This is a genomic window from Streptomyces sp. NPDC043876 (assembly GCF_056435825.1).
In genome coordinates this window covers 32,289-50,431 of record NZ_JBWKDV010000009.1, presented here as the reverse complement: position 1 = coordinate 50,431, position 18,143 = coordinate 32,289, and the positions used below count along the sequence as shown (strand labels likewise).

The following is an 18,143-nucleotide window of genomic DNA, read 5'->3' as shown; positions in this document are numbered from 1 at the left end:
TCCGGCGAGAGCCCCCGAGCTGGAAGCGTGGGAAAATCACGCCGATTCCGGAGCGTGCTCGAAACTGCTTGGCAGTGATCAAAGCAGTTGGGGAGGCTCCCGGAAGAAAGGTGGTCCCTGATGGGGACACTGAGCACCGAGCCATGGCGGCTTCGGATGCGCACTTGAGACTAACACTACCGGATCCAACAGACATTCCCCCTCTCAGTAACCGGCCTCGCGCCCGTCCGGGGGCGGCCTGCCCGGCCGCCCCGTCCCCCTGGCGGCCGTGTGCTAGCCGCCCTGGCTGCCCAGCGGAAGGACGCTCGCGCCCCCGGCGTCGAGCGCCAGCCGGTTGGCCGCCCACCCTTCGCCCGCGAGCTGCGCGACCTTGTCGGCCGCGTCGTTGTCGGCCAGCGCGAGGACCGTGGGTCCGGCGCCGGAGATGACCGCGGGGATCCCGTCCGCCCGCAGTCTGTTGACGAGGGCCACGCTCTCGGGCATCGCCGGGGAGCGGTACTCCTGGTGGAGCCGGTCCTCGGTGGCGGGGAGCAGCAACTCGGGACGCCTGGTCAGGGCTTCGACGAGCAGGGCCGCGCGGCCGGCGTTGGCGGCGGCGTCCACGTGCGGGACCGAGCGCGGCAGCAGGCCGCGGGCGGTTTCGGTCAGGACCGGCTTGGAGGGGACGAAGACCACCGGAACGATGGAATCGGCGGGCTCCATACGGATGGCCTTGGCGCTGCCGCCGTCCATCCAGGCCAGGGTGAAGCCGCCGAGCAGGCAGGCGGCGACGTTGTCGGGGTGGCCCTCGATCTCGGTGGCCAGTTCCAGCAGGGCGGTGTCGTCGAGGCGCGCCTCGCCGCCTATGGTCACGGCGCGCGCGGCGACGATCCCGGCGCAGATGGCGGCGGAGGAGGAGCCGAGGCCGCGGCCGTGCGGGATGCGGTTGGCGCACACGACCTCCAGGCCGCGCGGCTGCCCGCCGAGCAGGTCGAAGGCGGTGCGCATGGACCGTACGAGCAGGTGGCTCTCGTCGCGGGGCAGGTTGTCGGCGCCCTCGCCGGCGATGTCGACGTTCAGGCCGGAGTCGGCGACGCGGACGACCACGTCGTCATAGAGCCCCAGGGACAGCCCGAAGGCGTCGAAGCCCGGGCCGAGGTTGGCGCTGCTGGCGGGAACGCGCACCCGTACGGCGGCGGCGCGGAATGCTGGACCGGCCACGCTCGATGACACTCCTTGTGACTGTGCGAGATCTTTGCCGTGGATCTTCAGCTGTGAATCTTCGCTGTGAATGTACTGGAGAACGTACGACACCCGAAGGCCCCCGGGGCAGCACCGCGTCATATGCGCGGTGGCGGATGTCAGTACAGCGTATCGAAGGAAGGTTCTTCTCCGACATAGGGCGCACGGGAGGCGCACGATGCGTGTCGCGGTGTTCCCTCGCGCTTTTGTGGCCGTACGGGCCGAGTTGCCGGATTCCGGAAGGCTCCGAGGAGCCCTTCCGGAATCCGGCGGCGGGCCGGCGGGTGCCGGGCGGCCGCGGCGCACCGGCCGGATCGCGCCGGTGTCCGTCAGGTCGGACGGCCGGGCGCGAGCGCCGGGCGCGCGGTCAGACCAGGCCGAGGCGTGCGGCGGCGGCCTCGGCGTCCACCGGGACCGTGACGGGCTGCGGGGCGCCCGCGACCGCCCAGTCGGGGTCCTTGAGGCCGTTGCCGGTGACCGTGCACACGATCTTCTGGCCCGGGTCGACCAGCCCCAGCTCGGCGGCCTTGAGCAGACCGGCGACGGACGCGGCCGAGGCGGGCTCGACGAACACGCCCTCTTGCGCGGCCAACAGCCGGTACGCGGCGAGGATCTGGCGGTCCGTCACCTCGTCGATGAAGCCGCCCGACTCCTCGCGGGCCGCCAGGGCGTACTCCCAGGAGGCCGGGTTGCCGATGCGGATCGCGGTGGCGATCGTGTGCGGCTCCTTGACGACCTCGCCGCGCACGATGGGCGCGGAGCCGGAGGCCTGGAAGCCCCAGACGCGGGGGGTGCGGGAGGCGAGGCCGTCGGCCTTGTACTCCTTGAACCCCTTCCAGTACGCGGTGATGTTGCCCGCGTTGCCGACCGGGAGGACGTGGATGTCGGGCGCGTCGCCGAGCGCGTCGACGATCTCGAACGCGGCCGTCTTCTGGCCCTCGATGCGGACCGGGTTGACGGAATTGACCAGCGCGACCGGGTAGTTGTCGGCCAGCGCGCGGGCCAGGTCCAGGCAGTCGTCGAAGTTGCCGTCGACCTGGAGGATCTTGGCGCCGTGGATGAGCGCCTGGCCCATCTTGCCGAGCGCGATCTTGCCCTGCGGCACGAGGACGGCGCACACCATGCCCGCGCGCACCGCGTAGGCGGCAGCGGAGGCGGAGGTGTTGCCGGTGGAGGCGCAGATGACCGCCTTCGCGCCCTCCTCCTTGGCCCGGGTGATCGCCATGGTCATGCCGCGGTCCTTGAAGGACCCGGTGGGGTTCGCACCCTCGACCTTGAGGTGGACTTCACAGCCGGTGCGCTCGGAGAGCACCTGCGCGGGGACGAGGGGCGTACCGCCTTCGCGGAGCGTGACCACCGGGGTGTTCGCCGTCACCGGAAGCCGGTGCCGGTACTCCTCGATGATGCCGCGCCACTGGTGGGTGCCGTTGTCGGTCATGGGTCCCTTACTCCCCTTCAACACGCATGATGCTGGCGACACCGCGGACGGTGTCCAGCTTCCGCAGTGCCTCGACGGTCCCGGAGAGGGCGGCGTCGGGCGCGCGGTGGGTGACGACGACGAGGGAGGCTTCATTGCCGACCCCGTCGGGGCGTCCTTGCTGCCTAACGGTATCGATGGAGACACCGTGTTCCGCGAACGTGGTCGCCACCTGGGCGAGCACGCCCGGCTTGTCGGCCACGTCCAGGCTGATGTGGTAGCGGGTGACGACGTCGCCCATGGGGCTGACCGGCAGCCGCGTGTACGCCGACTCGCCCGGCCCCGTCACCTCGGCGAGCTTGTTGCGGCAGACGGCCACCAGGTCGCCGAGGACCGCCGAGGCGGTCGGCGCGCCGCCCGCGCCGGGACCGTAGAACATCAGCCGGCCGGCGGCCTCGGCCTCGACGAAGACGGCGTTGTACGCCTCCCGGACCGAGGCGAGGGGGTGGCTGAGCGGGATCATCGCCGGGTGGACGCGGGCGGTGACCGAGCGGCCGTCGGCGGCGCGCTCCAGGATGGCCAGCAGCTTGATGGTGCAGCCCATCCGCTTGGCGGAGGCGAAGTCCGCGGAGCTGACCTCGGTCATGCCCTCGCGGTAGACGTCGTCGAGGTGCACCCGGGTGTGGAAGGCGATGCCGGCCAGGATCGCGGCCTTGGCGGCGGCGTCGTAGCCCTCGACGTCGGCGGTCGGGTCGGCTTCGGCGTACCCGAGGGCGGTGGCCTCGTCGAGCGCCTCCTGGTAGCCGGCGCCGGTGGAGTCCATCTTGTCGAGGATGAAGTTCGTGGTGCCGTTGACGATGCCCATGACGCGGTTGATCTTGTCGCCGGCGAGGGACTCGCGCATCGGGCGGACCAGCGGGATGGCGCCGGCGACGGCGGCCTCGTAGTAGAGGTCACGGCCGTGCTGCTCGGCGGCCGCGTGCAGGGCGGCGCCGTCCTGGGCGAGCAGGGCCTTGTTCGCCGACACCACGGAGATGCCGTTCTCGAAGGCGGTGGTGATCAGGGTCCGGGCGGGCTCGATGCCCCCGATGACCTCGATGGCGACGTCGATGTCACCCCGTTTGAGCAGGGCGGTGGCGTCGGTGGTGATGAGCGCGGGGTCGATGCCCTCGCGGACCTTGGAGGGCCGCCGCACGGCGACGCCGGCCAGCTCGACGGGCGCGCCGATCCTCGCCGCCAGGTCGTCGGCGTGCGTCGTCATGATGCGCGCCACCTCTGAGCCGACCACTCCACAGCCCAGCAGCGCCACCTTCAGCGGACGCGTACGCATCATGTAGACCCAAACCTTTCGATCCACGGATCGATCAGGCTTCGATCCGTCCATCAGCCCCCGCTGCGCGGTCTTGCGCACCAGGTGGGAACAAGTCTCACTCAATGGACAGAACTTTCCATCCTTCGTCCATTGAGTGAGACGGTAATTTCATTATCCGACGTCGATGCGCAGGAGATCTTCCTCCGTGTCGCGCCGGACGATCACACGGGCCGCTCCGTCGCGCACGGCGACCACCGGCGGACGCAGCGCGTGGTTGTAGTTGCTCGACATCGAGCGGCAGTACGCGCCGGTGGCGGGCACCGCGATCAGGTCGCCCGGCGCCAGGTCGGCGGGCAGGAAGGCGTCGCGCACCACGATGTCACCGCTCTCGCAGTGCTTGCCCACGACGCGGCAGAGCATCGGCTCGGCGTCCGAGGCGCGCGAGACCAGCGCCACGCTGTATTCGGCGTCGTAGAGGGAGGTGCGGATGTTGTCCGACATCCCGCCGTCGACGCTGACGTACGTCCGCAGCCCTTCCAGCGGCTTGATCGTGCCGACCTCGTAGAGCGTGAAGGCGGTCGGCCCGACGATCGCGCGGCCCGGCTCGACGGAGATCCGCGGCGCCCGCAGCCCGGCGCCCTCGCATTCGCGCGCGACGATCTCGGTGAGCGACTTGGCGATCTCGTGCGGCTCGCGCGGGTCGTCGGTGTCGGTGTAGGCGATGCCGAGGCCGCCGCCGAGGTCGATCTCGGGCAGCTCGACGCCGTGCTCGTCGCGCACGTCCGCCAGCAGCCGCACCACGCGCTTGGCGGACACCTCGAAGCCGGCCATGTCGAAGATCTGCGAGCCGATGTGGGAGTGGATCCCGATCAGTTCGAGGCTGTCGTGGCCGAGCACGCGGCGCACGGCCTCGGCGGCCAGCCCGTCGGCGACCGCGATGCCGAACTTCTGGTCCTCGTGGGCGGTGGCGATGAACTCGTGCGTGTGCGCCTCGACGCCGACGGTCACGCGGATCTGCACGCGCTGGCGGACCCCCAGCCCGGCGGCGACGTGCGCCACCCGGGCGATCTCCTGGAAGGAGTCGAGGACGATCCGCCCGACGCCCGCGGCGACGGCCCGCCGGATCTCGGAGACGGACTTGTTGTTGCCGTGGTAGGCGATGCGCTCGGCGGGCATCTCGGCGGCGAGGGCGGTGGCCAGCTCGCCCCCGGAGCACACGTCGAGGTTGAGCCCCTCTTCCCTCAGCCAGCGCACGACGGCCTTGGAGAGGAAGGCCTTGCCCGCGTAGAACACGTCGGCGTCCGGCCCGAAGGCGTGCGCCCAGGCGCGGCAGCGGGCCCGGAAGTCCTCCTCGTCGAGGAAGTAGGCGGGGGTCCCGAACTCCTCTGCGAGCCGGGTCACCTCGATCCCGCCGACGCTGACCACTCCGTCACCGGCGCGGGTGACGGTCCGGGACCACACCTTCTCGGGGAGCAGGTTGAGGTCGGCGGCCGGCGGGGCGTAGTGGCCTTCCGGCAGGACGTCGGCGTGACGGGGACCGGCGGGGTGTGCGGAGCGGCTCATGACGCTTCTCTTTCTCCTCTAAACCACTTCAGGAATGTCGACACCGAGCAGGGTCAGGCCACCGGCCAGCACCGTCCCGGCGGCATCGGCGAGCGCCAGCCGGGAGCGATGGGCGGCCGAGGGTTTCTCGTCCCCTCGGGGCAGTACGTCGTACTGGAAGTCGAGCAGGGCGTCGGCGAGCGCGACGAGGTGCCGGGCGAGCCTCTCGGGCGCCCGGTGGTGCGCGGCGGCTTCGAGCACGAGGGGGTACTCGCGGAGCGCGTCGAGCAGGGGCTTGGTGGTGGGGGTGCGGGCGCGGGCGGGGGTGGCGCCAGCCGGGGTCGGGTCGTCCGTCGCCGGGGCGTCCGTCATCGGGGCGAACCCGAGCCGGGCGGCGTTGCGTACGAGCGCCCGTGCGCGCGCGACGGCGTACCGCACCCGGAAGAACTCGCTGGCCTCGCCCTGGACGAGCAGGACCGGGCCGAAGTGCGGCGGCTGCGCGGGATCGGTGGCGAGCATGCCCCAGCGCGCGGCGTCGGCGCCGTAGCGCCGTACGACGTCCCCGTCGGCCCGCGCCACGGGCGCGACGCGCAGCAACCGGGCATCGTCCGGCACGCCCTGGCTCCGCAGCAGCCGCCCGACGGCCTCGCGCACGGCGCGGGTACGGAGGTCCTGGTCGGCGGGGGCGTCCGTACCGGGGCGATCGGCCGGGTCGGGGAGGTCGGCGAAGTCGGCGAAGCCGTACGCGGCCCCCCGGGCCCGCACCAGCCGCACGACCTCACGAGCACCGGCACCGGCAGCGCCGTCGCCATCGCCGTCTCCATCATCACTGAGACTGAAATTGAGGAAGCCGGGGCCGGTGATCTCCACGTGCCGGATTCCGGCCACCCGGCCGAGCCGCCGGGCCAGCAGATCGGCCACCTCGGCGGGACGGCGTCCGCTCGCCTTGGCCAGCTGGAGGGCGACGGGGGTGGCGTACTCCCCCACTCCCCCGGGCCGGGTCCGCTCGACGACGACCCGCTCGGGCACGACGGCCCCTGCGCCCAGCTCCCCGCCCTCGACGGCGCAGCGCACGGCGCGCACGACGGTACGGGAGAGGTCAGCGGGGGTCACGGGACCCACACTAGGGGAGAAGGTCCCCCCTGACGCGAACCGGTTTCGCCATGTGAACTCCCCGCCCGCCGGTCCCCCCGCGCTTGCGCTCGATCAGCCGCCGCACGACCCGCACCAGCTCGGTCGGCTCGAAGGGCTTGGCGAGGAACGCGTCCACCTGGGCGAGGGTCCCGGACTCCACCTCGTACTGCGTACAGGCACTGACGATCACGACGGGCACCAGCCGCGTCCGCGGATCGGCGCGCAACCGCGCGACGGTCCCGAACCCGTCGAGCCGCGGCATGACGACGTCCAGGGTGATCACGTCGGGACAGACCCGGTGCACGACGTCCAGGCACTCGGCACCATCGTTCGCGGTCACGACCTCGAAGCCCTCCAGCTCGAGATTGACCTTGATCAGCTGCCGGATGACCTTGTTGTCGTCGACAACAAGCACCCGGCCCGAGGCGCCTGACACAACTCGAGAGTAGGTCGCCCTAAGCCCCCGCGTCCGGGTTTTTGCCACTTCCACCCCCTCCGGGCGACCCACCCCTCCGGACCCCGCAAACGCGTTCCTGATCACCCCGCGGAAGCTGGTAGTGTTCAACCCGTCGCCGCACAGCGGATGACACGCCCCCGTAGCTCAGGGGATAGAGCAACGGCCTCCGGAGCCGTGTGCGCAGGTTCGAATCCTGCCGGGGGCACTCCAGCTGGTGGTGTGCAAGTGTCGCTGACCAGCTGAAGTGCCGAGCATGAAGGCCCGAACTCAGTCCAACTGAGTCCGGGCCTTTGTCGTTGTTACGCCCCCCTCCGCGTGAGGGGCGCTTGGCCGCACAGACCCGTCAGGCGGGCAGCGGCTCGTGGGCCGTGCCTGCCCAACTGCCCCCGTGGAATGGCGTCCGGTTCCGGTCGAAGCTCTCCCGAAGGGGCAGAAGGAGTGGTGAGGCAGGCATGCACACGATTCGATGTGAGATCGACGCCGAGTACCGCGGTGCCGAGGCGATGGCCGATCTCGCCTGGCGTTGGCTCACGGAGTGCCCGGATCGCTTGGAGCACGAGACCTTCCAGGCACTCCTCGACTCCACCGAGCAGGTGGAGGAGTCGATCAAGAAGTCGGTGCAGTGCGGCCCACCCGGGTCGCTCTGGGGCTTCCTCCAGGCGAACATCGTCAACGGCACCACCGGGCGGGTCACCAACCGGTCCCGGGTGCTGACCCGCAAGAACCTGCCGATGCTGCGCAAGTGGCTGGCCCTGGACGTGCAGTTGGCCGAAACCGCGGTCTACCGGCTGGACGATCACGGTATGCCCGGTGAGCAACTGCTAAGGGTGGGCGTCGCGCGTGACGAAAACTCCAGGGACTGGGTCAGGCTCAGCGCGCACGCGCCCGAGGACCGCTTCGGGCCGGCCGCCCAGGCACGTATGACGGAGGTGCTTCGGGACTTCTCCCAGGAGGTCGATCCGTGCTACGCCCAGGTCGGGTACTTCCTGTCACTGGGCCGTACCGAGCACGAGGAGCGGGTCGGTCCACCGCTGCCCTCGACGACGCTGCCGGAGTCACGGCGGCGGCTGCGCGGGTACGAGTGGCTGATGGTGATCCCGCGCGAGATCGCCCAGCAGCTGGGCGGCGCCGACGGCATTGCCGCGGCCGGTGACTTCCACCGCGTCGAGACCCTGCGCGACGGCGCCGTGCTGCTCCAGGTCACCGCGGAGTTCCAGGACTTCACGGGCGAGGCGATCGAACGGACGTGGCGGCTGCTGCGACCCGCGCTGAGGCCGGGGCTGCCCAAGCGCTTCGACTCCGACGCGGGACGGCCGCCGAGCCGCATCTGGTACGCCGACATCGCCTGAGCCCAGGGCGCAGTGGTGATCGGTTTCCGGCGGGTCGTACGAGGGGGTGGGGTGGGGATCGGCGGATTTGCGGCTTGGGGGGTGGGGGTGGGGTGTCTAGGATTTTGGGGGAGGCTGCATTGTGCTGCTGACCTGGCACTTTGTGGATCGGGAGTCTTACGGCGATCGGGGTGGCACGGATGCGTGAGCTGGCTGAGTCGGCGCGGCAGTGGGTCTCGGAGGGGCGGGCCGGGTTTCTGGCGCGGCCCATCACCGAGCAGGGGTTCGGGCCCCGGGACGCCGGTGGGGCGGTGCTCGTCGATCCGCGCGGGGAGTGCGTGGGGGCCCTGTACCGGGGGGTGTTCGACGCCGAACTCGTCGCGGAGGCGGGGGCCTTGGCGGCCGGGGAGAGCGCCCGGGTGTGTGAGGTGTCCGTACGCGGGCCCGAGGCCGTGGAGGCGCGGCTGACCTGTGGCGGGCAGGCGGAGATCCTGCTCCAGCCGCTGTCCGCCGTACCGGCCGCGTGGTGGGACCTGCTGGCCGAGGGAGCCGGGGTCGCGCTGGTGACGCGGCTCAACGAGGCCGCCGACCGGGCGGAGAGCGAGATCGTACGGGCGCTCGACGCCGAGCCCGCCACGGATGCGGAGCGCAGGGCGGCCGAGTTGCTGGGTACGCACCGGGCCGGCCGGGACGCGCTGTACGAGCGGTCGGGGCTGGTGCTGGTGGAGGCGTACCCGGCGGCTCCCTGCCTGGTGATCGGGGGCGGCGGCGAGCTGGCGCGGGTGATCGAGCGGCAGGCGCGGCTGCTGGGCTGGGACGCCGTGCTGGTCGAGGACGCCGCCGGGGCGGCGCAGGCGCTGCGGGCCCGACGGGACGGGGCCTGCCTGGTGATGCTGAGCCACGATCCCGACTTCGACGTGCCGACGCTGCGGGGCGCGCTCGCGGCCGGGGTCCCGTACGTCGGCGCGCTCGGCTCCCGCAAGACCCAGGCGCGGCGGCGCGAGGGGCTGCTGGCGGACGGGGTCGCCGAGGCGCAGCTGGCGCGGGTGCACGGACCGATCGGGCTGGACCTGGGGGCGCGTACGCCCGCCGAGACGGCCCTCGCCATCTGTGCGGAGATCCTGGGCGTGCTGGGCTCGCGGGGCGGTGGGGCGCGGGGGACGGGCGCCTTGCGGGACGCGGAGGGGCCCATAAACGTTTAGGGGTGTGTGGTGAGCAGGTGCGCTCCGCGCGGGCACCGGGGTCCGCGCGGGGCTCGCGGATCGGCGGCAGCAGCCCCGGACCCTCGGGCGAGGGCCAAGCGGCCAGACGGCCGGGTGGCGAGGGGGCCGAGGGGTCAGGCGGCCCGCAGATCCGGGCTTGAGCGCTTGCTCAGCCCATGTCAGTCGCAGTTGCTCGTCGGTCACCCGGTCTGTCCAGAGTCCGAGTCTGTGATCCAGCGCCCTTCGACGGGGTCGTGCACGTACGCCGGCCTCCCCATGGTCCCGCTCGTGCGGAACGGCTTCCCGTCGTCCGTGATCCGCACCGTCCCCGTACGGCCCCCGGCGCTCCACTCCAGCTCCAGGTACCAGCGGCAGTCGCAGCCCGCCGTCCGCGCGGAAACCAGCAGCTCCTCGGGGTCGGAGGAGGTGACCTTGTACGGGAAGGAGACGGCGGGGATCTTCCGGGCCTCGGCGCCGGAGGCGTCAAGGCCGTCGACGGGCCTCGCGAGCGGGCGCGGCTGGTCGAGGTCCACGGCGAAGTGGCGCGGGGTGACGGCGCCGCCACAGCCGTTGTCCATCCGGTACGCGTTCCACGGCAGCGGCGCGGCGCGGTCGACCACGCGCACGTGCAGGGCATGGAGGACGACGGCGTCGGACGGCGACCGGCCCTGGACCGTGATCCGCACCAGCGCCTCCCCGCCGTGCACGGCACCGTGCGTCCCGGCCCACGCCCCGGAGTCGGCCGCGACCGGTGGCGGGGCGACCGCGCGGGGGGCCCGGTCCACGAGGTAGGTGTGCCCGCAGCCGCCCTCCCAGAGCTGGGAACCGATGCTCCAGGTGAAGGGGAGGGGGGCCGCGGTCGGCCCCGGAGCGGTGGAAGCGGGAGCGGGGGCGGAAGCCGTACGGGTGGGGCGGCCGAGCAGGGCGGCGGCGAGGGCGAGCACGACGAGGGCGACGGCGGCGGCTACGAGGAGGAGGGGAGCGGGGGCGCCACGACGGGGGCGGGCCCGGGGCGCCTCCGGCGCGGACGGGTCCGCGGCGGACGGGCCCGGCGCGGACGGGCCCGGCGCGGTCGGGTCCGGCGCGGGGCCGGGGCCCGGTTCCGGCGCGAATGGTTCCGGGTTCGATTCCGGCGCGGCCGACACGGCCGGCACGGGCGTGGGCGCGGGCGAGGCCGCTCGGCGGCGGGCGCGGTCCGCCTCCGTCCAGGCCGCCTCCAGGGCCCGCCGTTCCTCCTCGTCCGCCCCGCACAGCAGGGCGAGGCGGTCGACCACGGCGAACTCCTCCGGGACGGTCGCGCCCGAGCAGTAGCGGTGGAGGGTGGACGCGCTGACGCTCAGCCGCCGGCCCAGCGCCTCGTAACTCCTCCCGTCCCGCGCCTTCAGCGCGCGCACGAGCCCCGCGAACTCCTCGACGGCGGCGTCCTTCGGCATTCCATCCCCCTCGACCCTGCATCCCATCCTTCACGTCCTTGCACGTCAGCGGGGGTGGAATGGTTCCGGGACGGCTGGTGGGCGCGTGATCGTTGCAGTCGGCGGGCGCCGGCCCCACGCTGGTTGAGCACTGACCGAACGAACGACCCGACGGGGGATCCACCACCATGAACAAGCTCCGCACCGCACTCGCCACCGCAGCCGCTGCCGCACTGGGCCTCGCGGCCCTCGCCACGGCCCCGGCGCAGGCCGCTGCCCAGCCCGCCTTCCTCGCCGCCTCCCAGATGCCGCCGTCGTCGACGCCGTGGACCGCCACCCAGGTCTTCACCGGCGTCCCGGAGAACGGCGGCGTCCTGTGCGCCCCGTACAAGATCCCGGCGCAGAACACCCGCTACCGCGAGTTCAGCACCGAGCTCGACACCAACGGCGTCCAGGTCACCACCGTCGCCCGTACCGAGGCCGACGCCGTGAAGCTGGTCGACACCCTCCGCGCGGCCCTCGCCGGCTGCGGTCCCCTGCTGGAGCAGCAGAACCCGGGCCTGCAGGCCGTCAGCGCCTCCCACGGCAAGCTCGCCGTCGAGGAGGGCGCCTGGGTCTACAGCCTGGACACCGCCGACCCGCAGATCGGCATCTCCGACATCCACCTGTTCTCCGTCGGCCGCGACGGCCGCACCGTCACCCTCGTCCGCTGGGGCCAGATGGGCGACCTCAAGGACGCCCCGCTGACCGCCTTCCGCACCACGACGAAGACCGCCGTCAACAAGCTCCACTGACCCGGGGGCCCCCGAGGGCTGACCACAGCACGACAGCGGCGCGGCCGGAAACCCGGGCGCGCCGCTGTCGTGCCCACCTGCTCCGCCGGCGGCGACCACTTCCTGGCCCTCACCAGCATCGCCTGCACCCTCATCCGTTACCGCAGCCTCGCCCCATGAGATGGTCTCTTGGCCGCCAGCGGCCCAGCCGCCCCGCGGCTCGGCTGCCCGCGGCCTGGCGCCCCGGTGCCCCGGTGCCCCATACCGGCAGATTTATGGTCATTACGGGCGCATACGCCGTGCCTCGCCGGGTAAAGGTCCACCATGGAAACGACCCTGAGCGACATCGCGTGGTTCCTGGTCGTCGGGATCGCCGTCACCGGTTTCCTGATCGCCGCCTTCTGGCTGGGCAAACGGGTCCGGGCCCAGGAGCCCGCGCCCCCCACCGCCGAGAGCCAGCCGCACCTGCCGGACGGCGGCGCGGTGCACGAGCTGCTCGAAGAGCGGGAGCCGGTGGAGATTCCCGAGGGCGGCCTCCGGCCGCACGAGATGCAGGGCTACGGGAACTTCGGCTCGACCACCTCCAGCCATCCTGAGGAGGTCCGGGCGGAGCGTGACGCCGGATACACCTCCTGGCACCACCGGCCGCCGACCCGGCCGGTCGACCCGCCGAACGGTCAGCCGCCGGTCCGAGGCGGCGGGGTGGGCCCCACCTGAGGGGACGGACGATTGCGTGGTGATGGGCGGCCCGGAAGGGCCGCCCATCACCATGTCCGGGACCTCTCACCCGCCCGTCCCGCTAGAACGCCTGCAAGTAGACCCGGGCCCCGCCCCCGCCGAGGTCCTGCGTGAAGATCGTGACGGACTGGACGCCGGGCCTCCGCTCATCCTTGACGCACGGCGGGCAGACCGTCCCCGTACGCACACCGGGAGCCGCGCCTGCGGTCACGCAGACGAGCGCTTCTGCGGGGTGCTCGTGGCCTTCTTCGAGGTCGTCGCCTTCTTCGTCGATGACGCCGTGGTCTTCTTCGCCGCGGTCGACTTCGTCGTCGTCGTCTTGGCCGCCGCGGACTTGGCGGTCTTCGCGGTCTTCGCGGTCTTGGCCGTCGTCTTCGCGGCGGAGCCGGTGGGGGTGGTCTTCTTCGTCGTCGACGTGGACTTCTTGCCGGTGGCGGCCTTGGGGGCCGCCGCTGATTTGGGCGCGGTCTTGCGGGCCGGCCGGCGCCGGATCGGGGTCACCTCGGCCACGTCCGCCGCCGCCTCCCCCGCCTCCCCCGCCTCGCCGGACTCCTGCGGCTCCGCTTCGCCGCGGGACGCCTTGGCCGCCCGTACGCTCTTCTCCAGGGCCGCCATCAGGTCGATCACCTGCGCGTTCCCGGTCGGCGCCGGGGTCTGCTCCGGGGTCAGGCCCGCTCCCGACTCCGACTTCGCGGCCAGCATGGCCTCCACCGCCTCGCGGTAGTCGTCGTGCAGGGAGTCGACGTCCACCTCGCCCAGAGTGGCCATCAGGGCGTCCGCCAGGTCCAGTTCCGCGTCGCGGATCGTGACGTCGGTCTCCGGGGCCACGCCTTCCGGGGCCCGGATCTCGTCCGGCCACAGGAGGCCGTGCATGGCGATGACGTCGTCGACCACCCGCAGCATCCCGAGCCGCTCGCGCCCGCGCAGGGCGAACTTGGCGATCGCGACCCGGTCGCTGCGCTTGAGCGCCTCCCGGAGCAGGGTGTAGGGCTTGGCGGCCGGGATGCCGTTCGCCGCGAGGTAGTACGCGGCGTCCATCTGGAGCGGATCGATCTGCGAGGCAGGGACGAAGGTCACGATCTCGATCGTCTTCGCCGTGGGCAGCGGCAGCGCCGACAGGTCCTCGTCGGTGATCGGGATGACCGAGCCGTCCGCCTCCTCGTACCCCTTGCCGATCTCGGCCGAGGTGACCTCCTCGCCGTCCAGTTCGCACACCTTGCGGTACCGGATGCGGCCGCCGTCGGCGGTGTGGATCTGGCGGAAGGAGATCGAGTGGTTCTCGGTGGCGTTCACCAGTTTGATCGGGATGCTGACCAGGCCGAAGGAGATGGCCCCGTTCCAAATGGATCGCACGGTTCCTCCTGATTCGTGGCAATCTCATCGTATGACGCCGATCACAACGGTGGAGGGGCGTCGCCTCGCGCTCAGCAATCTGGACAAGGTCATCTATCCGGAGAACGGTTTCACCAAGGGCGAGGTGCTGCACTACTACGCCACCGTCTCCGGGGCCCTGCTGCCTCACGTCCACGACCGGCCGGTCTCGTTCCTGCGCTATCCGGACGGGCCGGACGGGCAGCGGTTCTTCACGAAGAACCCGCCGCCCGGCACGCCCGAATGGGTGGAGACCGCGCGGGTGCCCCGCTCCGAGGACCAGCGCGCCGAGCAGGTCGTCGTGGCCGACCTCGCGACGCTCATGTGGGCCGCGAACCTGGTCGTGGAGTTCCACACCCCGCAGTGGACCACCGCCCGGCCGGCGGTGGCCGACCGGCTGGTCTTCGACCTCGATCCGGGCGCCCCGGCGGGCGTGGTGGAGTGCTGCGCGGTCGCCCTGTGGCTGCGGGAGCGGCTGGCGGCGGACGGGCTGGAGGCCTTCGCGAAGACCTCGGGTTCGAAGGGGATGCACCTCTGCGTGCCGGTGGAGCCGACGCCGTCCGCGCGGGTGTCGGCGTACGCGAAGGCGCTCGCGCAGGAAGCGGAGCGCGAGCTTCCGGAGCTGGTGGTTCACCGGATGACGAAGGCGCTGCGGCCCGGGAAGGTGTTCGTGGACCACAGCCAGAACGCGGCCGCCAAGACCACCGCCGCGCCGTACACGCTGCGGGCGCGGGCGCTGCCGACGGTGTCCGCGCCGGTGACCTGGGCGGAGGTGGCGCAGTGCGGGGACCGCGGCGACCCCGCCGCCCTGGTGTTCGTCGCCGACGAGGTGGTGGCGCGGCTCGCCCGGGACGGGGACCTCTTCGCGCCACTGACCGACCCGGCCCGGGCGGGGGCGCTGCCGGGCGGTGGCGCCCGTACGGCGGGTGCGCCGTGATCCGGGTCGCGCTGGCCGCCGCCGTGCGGGAGCTGCCGCGGGGGGCGGGGCTGGCGTACGAGCCGAAGTTCGACGGGCACCGGCTGGTGATCCGGCGGACCACCGAGGACGTGGTGCTCCAGGCGCGGTCGGGGCGGGTGGTGACGAGCGCGTTCCCGGACCTGGCCGCCGCGGCCCTGCTGCTGCCCGCCGGCACCACGCTCGACGGCGAAGTGGTGGTCTGGCACGCGGGCCGTACGGACTTCGCGCTGGTGCAGCGGCGGGCCGCGGCGACGGCCGCCCGCGCCGCCGTGCTCGCGCGCACGCTCCCGGCCTCCTACGCGGCCTTCGACGTGCTGGAACTGGCCGGGCTGGACCTGCGCGCGCGGCCGTACGAACGGCGCCGCGCGCTGCTGGTCGACCTGCTGCTGCCGCTGGGCCCGCCGCTCCAGCCGGTGCCGATGACGACGGAACCGGAGCTGGCGGCGACCTGGTACGAGACCCTGCCGGCCAGCGGGATCGAGGGGCTGGTGATCAAGCGTCTGGACCAGGCGTACCCGACGGGCCGCCGGGGCTGGCAGAAGCTGCGGCACACGGACACCCGGGACGCGGCGGTGATCGGGTACACGGGGACCGCGGCGCGGCCCCTCGCCCTGGTGCTGGTCCTGCCGGGGGACGGGGATGCGGGCGCGGAGGCGGGTCCGGGGGCGGGTCCCGGGGTCGATGCGGGGGCGGGTCCCGGGGTCGATGCGGGTACGGACGGCGCACCGCTGCCCGGGGACCCGGCCGAGGACGCCGACCCGGACCCCGACGCGCCGATCGTGTCGAGCCCGCTGGGCCCCGCGCTACGGGCCCAGGTGGCGGCGGCACTGGCCGCGGCCGGTGCGGGTTCCGGGACCGCGGCGGCGGGTCGGACCGCCGCCACGAAGCCGGGTACCCGGACCGTCACGGCGATCGGGCTCGGCGAGATCGCCTACCACCCGGTCGATCCGCCGCTGACGGCCGAGGTCCGCAGCGCGTCCGGCCGCCACCCCCCGCCGGAGGTACTGCGCCTGCGCCCGTCGTGGTGAGAGCGGCCCGGCCCGGTCAGACCCGGGCCCAGGTGTTCCGGTCGCGGGCGGCTGCGAAGAGGGCTTCGACGTCCGATGGTTTGAGGGCGGCGGGGGCGCGGGTCAGGCGGGCGGCCGCCGTGCCCGCTTCCAGGACCACGACGTCGCGCAGGGACGGCGCCACCTCCAGGCGGGCCGGCTCCACCACCGCCAGGGCTGGGGTAACCGCGGTGACCAGCGCGTGCGCGGCGCGCTCCGCGGCCCGCCGGGCCCAGCGGACGTCCGGCCGGGGCTCGGCGCGGCCGACCGCTACGAGCAGGTCACCGACCTGGACGCGCTGGCGCCGGCCCGGGACGGTGCGCACGCACCAGACCCCGCCGGGCCCGATCAGCAGGTGGTCGATCCGCCCCGCCCCGGGCAGCGGTACGGCGTGCAGCGCCCGCCAGCCCGCGCCCTCCAGGGCGTCCAGCTCGGCGCCCACGCGCTCCTGGGCGAGCAGGTCCGGCCGCATGCGGTGGCGGGTACGGGCGCCCGCCGCGCCGTGTTCCAGTTCGCCCAGCAGCGCTTCGCCGGGGCGGTTCGGGGCCAGGTCGTCGTCCGGGTGGAGGGACAGCCGGGCGAGGTCCGCGGCGCTGGGCACGGGGGGCGGGCCGACGGTCCAGCTTCCGGTGAGGTACGGACGTAACACCGCGAGCGCGGCCTCCCGGTACCGCTCCGAGATCACGCTGACCCGGCCGGCCGTCCTGTCGTACCAGGCCACACCGCGTCCGTCGGGCAGATTGACCCACAGGCGGCCACGGTCGGGCAGCACCTTGAGTCCGAGCCCGAGGCCGTGTTCCCGTTCACGATCACGCATCTCCCTCACCCCCGCCGTCCATGGGAGCAGGCGCGGCCGTGCGCGGCAATCCCCCGGTCGGACCGCACGCCGGGCCGCGCGTCGAACCCCTCGGCGGTCCGGCGGTTGTGTAACGACTCCGCCGGGACGTTGCGGCCCCGCTGTTACACAGCCACCGTCGAACCGCAACGGCAGCCGCCTACGTTGGTGCCACCTGGGCACCCCAGGCTCCGACCGGCACCGAAGGACCTCCCGTGAGCACCGTCCGCCGCACCCTCGTTCGCGCCGCCGCCGTGACCGCCTGCGCCGGAAGCCTGCTGGCGCTGCCCGCCGTCACCGCCCTCGCCGACGGGCTGCCCGCGGCGGCCGCCGCGCAGACCTCGGCGCCCGCGCGCGCGGCGTCCGCGCCCCGGACCCTCGTCAAGAGCCTGACGCTCGCGGACGGCGTCTCCACCGCGCGCGTCTACCGGGTCGCCGCGGGGTCCTACCAGGCCGACGTCCTGCGCGACGGGGTCACGGTGGCCAGCCTGACCAGTCGGGACGGCGTCCCGGGCTACGGCCGCACGGACGCGCTGCATCTGGCGCTCCAGCCGGACGGGCGCCTCTCCTCCTGGTCGGCCGACACGTCGGCGAGCGGATCGGGGAACGGATCGCCGAACGGGTCCGCGGACGGCGAGGCCCTCGTACCGGCCGCGCTGGCCGCCGGCGCCGACGGCCACAAGACGGCCCGGCGGACCGGCTTCGCCGACGCGGCGCTCACCGTCCCGGGCGCGGGCGGCGGCACCATCGCGCCCTCGACCATGGACCCGGCCGCCGACCGGACCGTGGCGCTGCGGCTCGGCACGCTCGCCGACGGCCCCGACGACGGTGTGCTGATGATCGCCGCGGGCGGCGGCATGGCCGCGGTCGGCGCGGCCGGCCTCGGCTTCGCGATGCTGCGGCGCGGACGCACCGAGGCCTGACCGGACCGCCCGCGCCGGCGGCCCCCCGGGCCCCTCACCGGCGGCGCTCCCCCGGCCCCCATTGCAGCCCGCCCGGCGTTTGAGGCCCGCCGGAGGCGAGTCCGGCGGATGGCGGGCAACGGCCAGTGGTGCCGTGCGGCGCTCATGCCCTCCGGGGGCGCCTCAAACGCCGGCGAGGCTGGAGTTGACCAGGCGGGGTGGCGCCGCCCTGGCACGACGCCAGCGGGGCTGGAGTTGGCCAGGCGGAGTGGCGCCGCCCCGGTACAACGCTGGCGGGCCTGGAGTTGGCCCGGCAGAGTGGCGCCGCCCTGGCACATGCAGCCTGCCCGGCGTTTGAGGCCCGCCGGAGGCGAGTCCGGCCGGTGGCGGGACACGGACAGTGGTGCCGTGCGGCGCTCATGCCCTCCGGGGGCGCCTCAAACGCCGGCGAGGCTGGAGTTGACCAGGCGGGGTGGCGCCGCCCTGGCACGACGC

At 73.4% G+C, this 18,143-nt stretch carries 16 protein-coding genes and 1 tRNA gene; 8 read left to right on the top strand and 9 right to left on the bottom strand.

Annotated elements, in window-relative coordinates; translation table 11 throughout:
* Window positions 1-273 precede the first annotated feature (273 nt).
* The 6 genes from thrB to AC0693_RS26265 form a co-directional block, all read right to left on the bottom strand.
* Window positions 274-1,200, bottom strand: coding sequence for a homoserine kinase (gene thrB, locus AC0693_RS26290; protein WP_356408249.1), 927 nt, complete (start codon window positions 1,198-1,200; stop codon window positions 274-276).
* A gap of 388 nt (window positions 1,201-1,588) precedes the next feature.
* Window positions 1,589-2,659 (bottom strand): threonine synthase, encoded by a 1,071-nt coding sequence (gene thrC / locus AC0693_RS26285; RefSeq protein ID WP_356408252.1) that lies wholly within the window; start codon window positions 2,657-2,659, stop codon window positions 1,589-1,591.
* A 7-nt stretch (window positions 2,660-2,666) separates the two neighbouring features.
* Window positions 2,667-3,971 carry a homoserine dehydrogenase gene (locus AC0693_RS26280; RefSeq protein WP_356408255.1) on the bottom strand — a complete coding sequence of 435 codons (1,305 nt, stop codon included), beginning with the start codon at window positions 3,969-3,971 and terminating at the stop codon, window positions 2,667-2,669.
* 150 nt (window positions 3,972-4,121) lie between these two features.
* Window positions 4,122-5,513, bottom strand: a complete 1,392-nt coding sequence (gene lysA / locus AC0693_RS26275; protein WP_478803067.1) for a diaminopimelate decarboxylase — start codon at window positions 5,511-5,513, stop codon at window positions 4,122-4,124.
* 18 nt (window positions 5,514-5,531) lie between these two features.
* Window positions 5,532-6,605: an ArgS-related anticodon-binding protein NrtL gene (gene nrtL / locus AC0693_RS26270; RefSeq protein ID WP_478803066.1), complete on the bottom strand. Its 1,074-nt coding sequence runs from the start codon at window positions 6,603-6,605 to the stop codon at window positions 5,532-5,534.
* Between the two features lie 10 nt (window positions 6,606-6,615).
* The gene (locus AC0693_RS26265) at window positions 6,616-7,110 is read right to left on the bottom strand and encodes a response regulator (protein ID WP_468464660.1); all 495 of its coding nucleotides are present in this window, start codon (window positions 7,108-7,110) and stop codon (window positions 6,616-6,618) included.
* A 106-nt stretch (window positions 7,111-7,216) separates the two neighbouring features.
* Here AC0693_RS26265 and AC0693_RS26260 point away from each other — a divergent pair.
* From AC0693_RS26260 to AC0693_RS26250, 3 genes are all read left to right on the top strand, one after another.
* Window positions 7,217-7,288, top strand: a tRNA-Arg gene (locus AC0693_RS26260).
* Window positions 7,289-7,535: 247 nt separating this feature from the next.
* Window positions 7,536-8,432 (top strand): hypothetical protein, encoded by an 897-nt coding sequence (locus tag AC0693_RS26255; RefSeq protein ID WP_478803065.1) that lies wholly within the window; start codon window positions 7,536-7,538, stop codon window positions 8,430-8,432.
* A gap of 179 nt (window positions 8,433-8,611) precedes the next feature.
* A complete protein-coding gene (locus AC0693_RS26250; protein WP_478803064.1) occupies window positions 8,612-9,613 on the top strand; it encodes an XdhC family protein in 1,002 nt (333 codons plus the stop codon).
* A 200-nt stretch (window positions 9,614-9,813) separates the two neighbouring features.
* On the opposite strand, the gene AC0693_RS26245 is transcribed toward AC0693_RS26250, so the two are convergent.
* On the bottom strand, window positions 9,814-11,046 hold the full coding sequence (locus tag AC0693_RS26245) for a helix-turn-helix domain-containing protein (protein ID WP_478803063.1): 1,233 nt from the start codon (window positions 11,044-11,046) through the stop codon (window positions 9,814-9,816).
* A 167-nt stretch (window positions 11,047-11,213) separates the two neighbouring features.
* Between AC0693_RS26245 and AC0693_RS26240 the strand changes: the two genes are divergently transcribed.
* Together AC0693_RS26240 and AC0693_RS26235 are read left to right on the top strand one after the other, a co-directional pair.
* Window positions 11,214-11,819 (top strand): hypothetical protein, encoded by a 606-nt coding sequence (locus tag AC0693_RS26240; protein WP_478803062.1) that lies wholly within the window; start codon window positions 11,214-11,216, stop codon window positions 11,817-11,819.
* Window positions 11,820-12,122: 303 nt separating this feature from the next.
* A complete protein-coding gene (locus AC0693_RS26235) occupies window positions 12,123-12,515 on the top strand; it encodes a DUF6479 family protein (protein WP_478736932.1) in 393 nt (130 codons plus the stop codon).
* A gap of 228 nt (window positions 12,516-12,743) precedes the next feature.
* On the opposite strand, the gene ku is transcribed toward AC0693_RS26235, so the two are convergent.
* A complete protein-coding gene (gene ku, locus AC0693_RS26230; protein WP_478803061.1) occupies window positions 12,744-13,889 on the bottom strand; it encodes a non-homologous end joining protein Ku in 1,146 nt (381 codons plus the stop codon).
* Between the two features lie 31 nt (window positions 13,890-13,920).
* On the opposite strand from ku, the gene ligD reads away from it, so the two are divergent.
* Together ligD and AC0693_RS26220 are read left to right on the top strand one after the other, a co-directional pair.
* Window positions 13,921-14,844, top strand: a complete 924-nt coding sequence (gene ligD, locus AC0693_RS26225; protein WP_478803060.1) for a non-homologous end-joining DNA ligase — start codon at window positions 13,921-13,923, stop codon at window positions 14,842-14,844.
* On the top strand, window positions 14,844-15,893 hold the full coding sequence (locus AC0693_RS26220; protein ID WP_478803183.1) for an ATP-dependent DNA ligase: 1,050 nt from the start codon (window positions 14,844-14,846) through the stop codon (window positions 15,891-15,893). The genes ligD and AC0693_RS26220 overlap by 1 nt, the downstream gene beginning before the upstream one ends.
* A gap of 16 nt (window positions 15,894-15,909) precedes the next feature.
* On the opposite strand, the gene AC0693_RS26215 is transcribed toward AC0693_RS26220, so the two are convergent.
* Window positions 15,910-16,728: a nuclease-related domain-containing protein gene (locus tag AC0693_RS26215; RefSeq protein WP_478803059.1), complete on the bottom strand. Its 819-nt coding sequence runs from the start codon at window positions 16,726-16,728 to the stop codon at window positions 15,910-15,912.
* Window positions 16,729-16,961: 233 nt separating this feature from the next.
* Here AC0693_RS26215 and AC0693_RS26210 point away from each other — a divergent pair, with 233 nt between their 5' ends.
* Window positions 16,962-17,669, top strand: coding sequence for a hypothetical protein (locus AC0693_RS26210; RefSeq protein WP_478803058.1), 708 nt, complete (start codon window positions 16,962-16,964; stop codon window positions 17,667-17,669).
* Window positions 17,670-18,143: the final 474 nt, after the last annotated feature.

Bases quoted from the DNA above. Each gene is read 5' to 3' on its own strand.
- AC0693_RS26255 (WP_478803065.1), top strand. From the start codon at position 7,536: ATGCACACGATTCGATGTGAGATCGACGCCGAGTACCGCGGTGCCGAG.
- AC0693_RS26245 (WP_478803063.1), bottom strand. From the start codon at position 11,046: ATGCCGAAGGACGCCGCCGTCGAGGAGTTCGCGGGGCTCGTGCGCGCG.
- AC0693_RS26235 (WP_478736932.1), top strand. From the start codon at position 12,123: ATGGAAACGACCCTGAGCGACATCGCGTGGTTCCTGGTCGTCGGGATC.
- lysA (WP_478803067.1), bottom strand. From the start codon at position 5,513: ATGAGCCGCTCCGCACACCCCGCCGGTCCCCGTCACGCCGACGTCCTG.
- ligD (WP_478803060.1), top strand. From the start codon at position 13,921: ATGACGCCGATCACAACGGTGGAGGGGCGTCGCCTCGCGCTCAGCAAT.
- AC0693_RS26280 (WP_356408255.1), bottom strand. From the start codon at position 3,971: ATGATGCGTACGCGTCCGCTGAAGGTGGCGCTGCTGGGCTGTGGAGTG.
- AC0693_RS26250 (WP_478803064.1), top strand. From the start codon at position 8,612: ATGCGTGAGCTGGCTGAGTCGGCGCGGCAGTGGGTCTCGGAGGGGCGG.
- AC0693_RS26240 (WP_478803062.1), top strand. From the start codon at position 11,214: ATGAACAAGCTCCGCACCGCACTCGCCACCGCAGCCGCTGCCGCACTG.
- AC0693_RS26215 (WP_478803059.1), bottom strand. From the start codon at position 16,728: ATGCGTGATCGTGAACGGGAACACGGCCTCGGGCTCGGACTCAAGGTG.
- thrC (WP_356408252.1), bottom strand. From the start codon at position 2,659: ATGACCGACAACGGCACCCACCAGTGGCGCGGCATCATCGAGGAGTAC.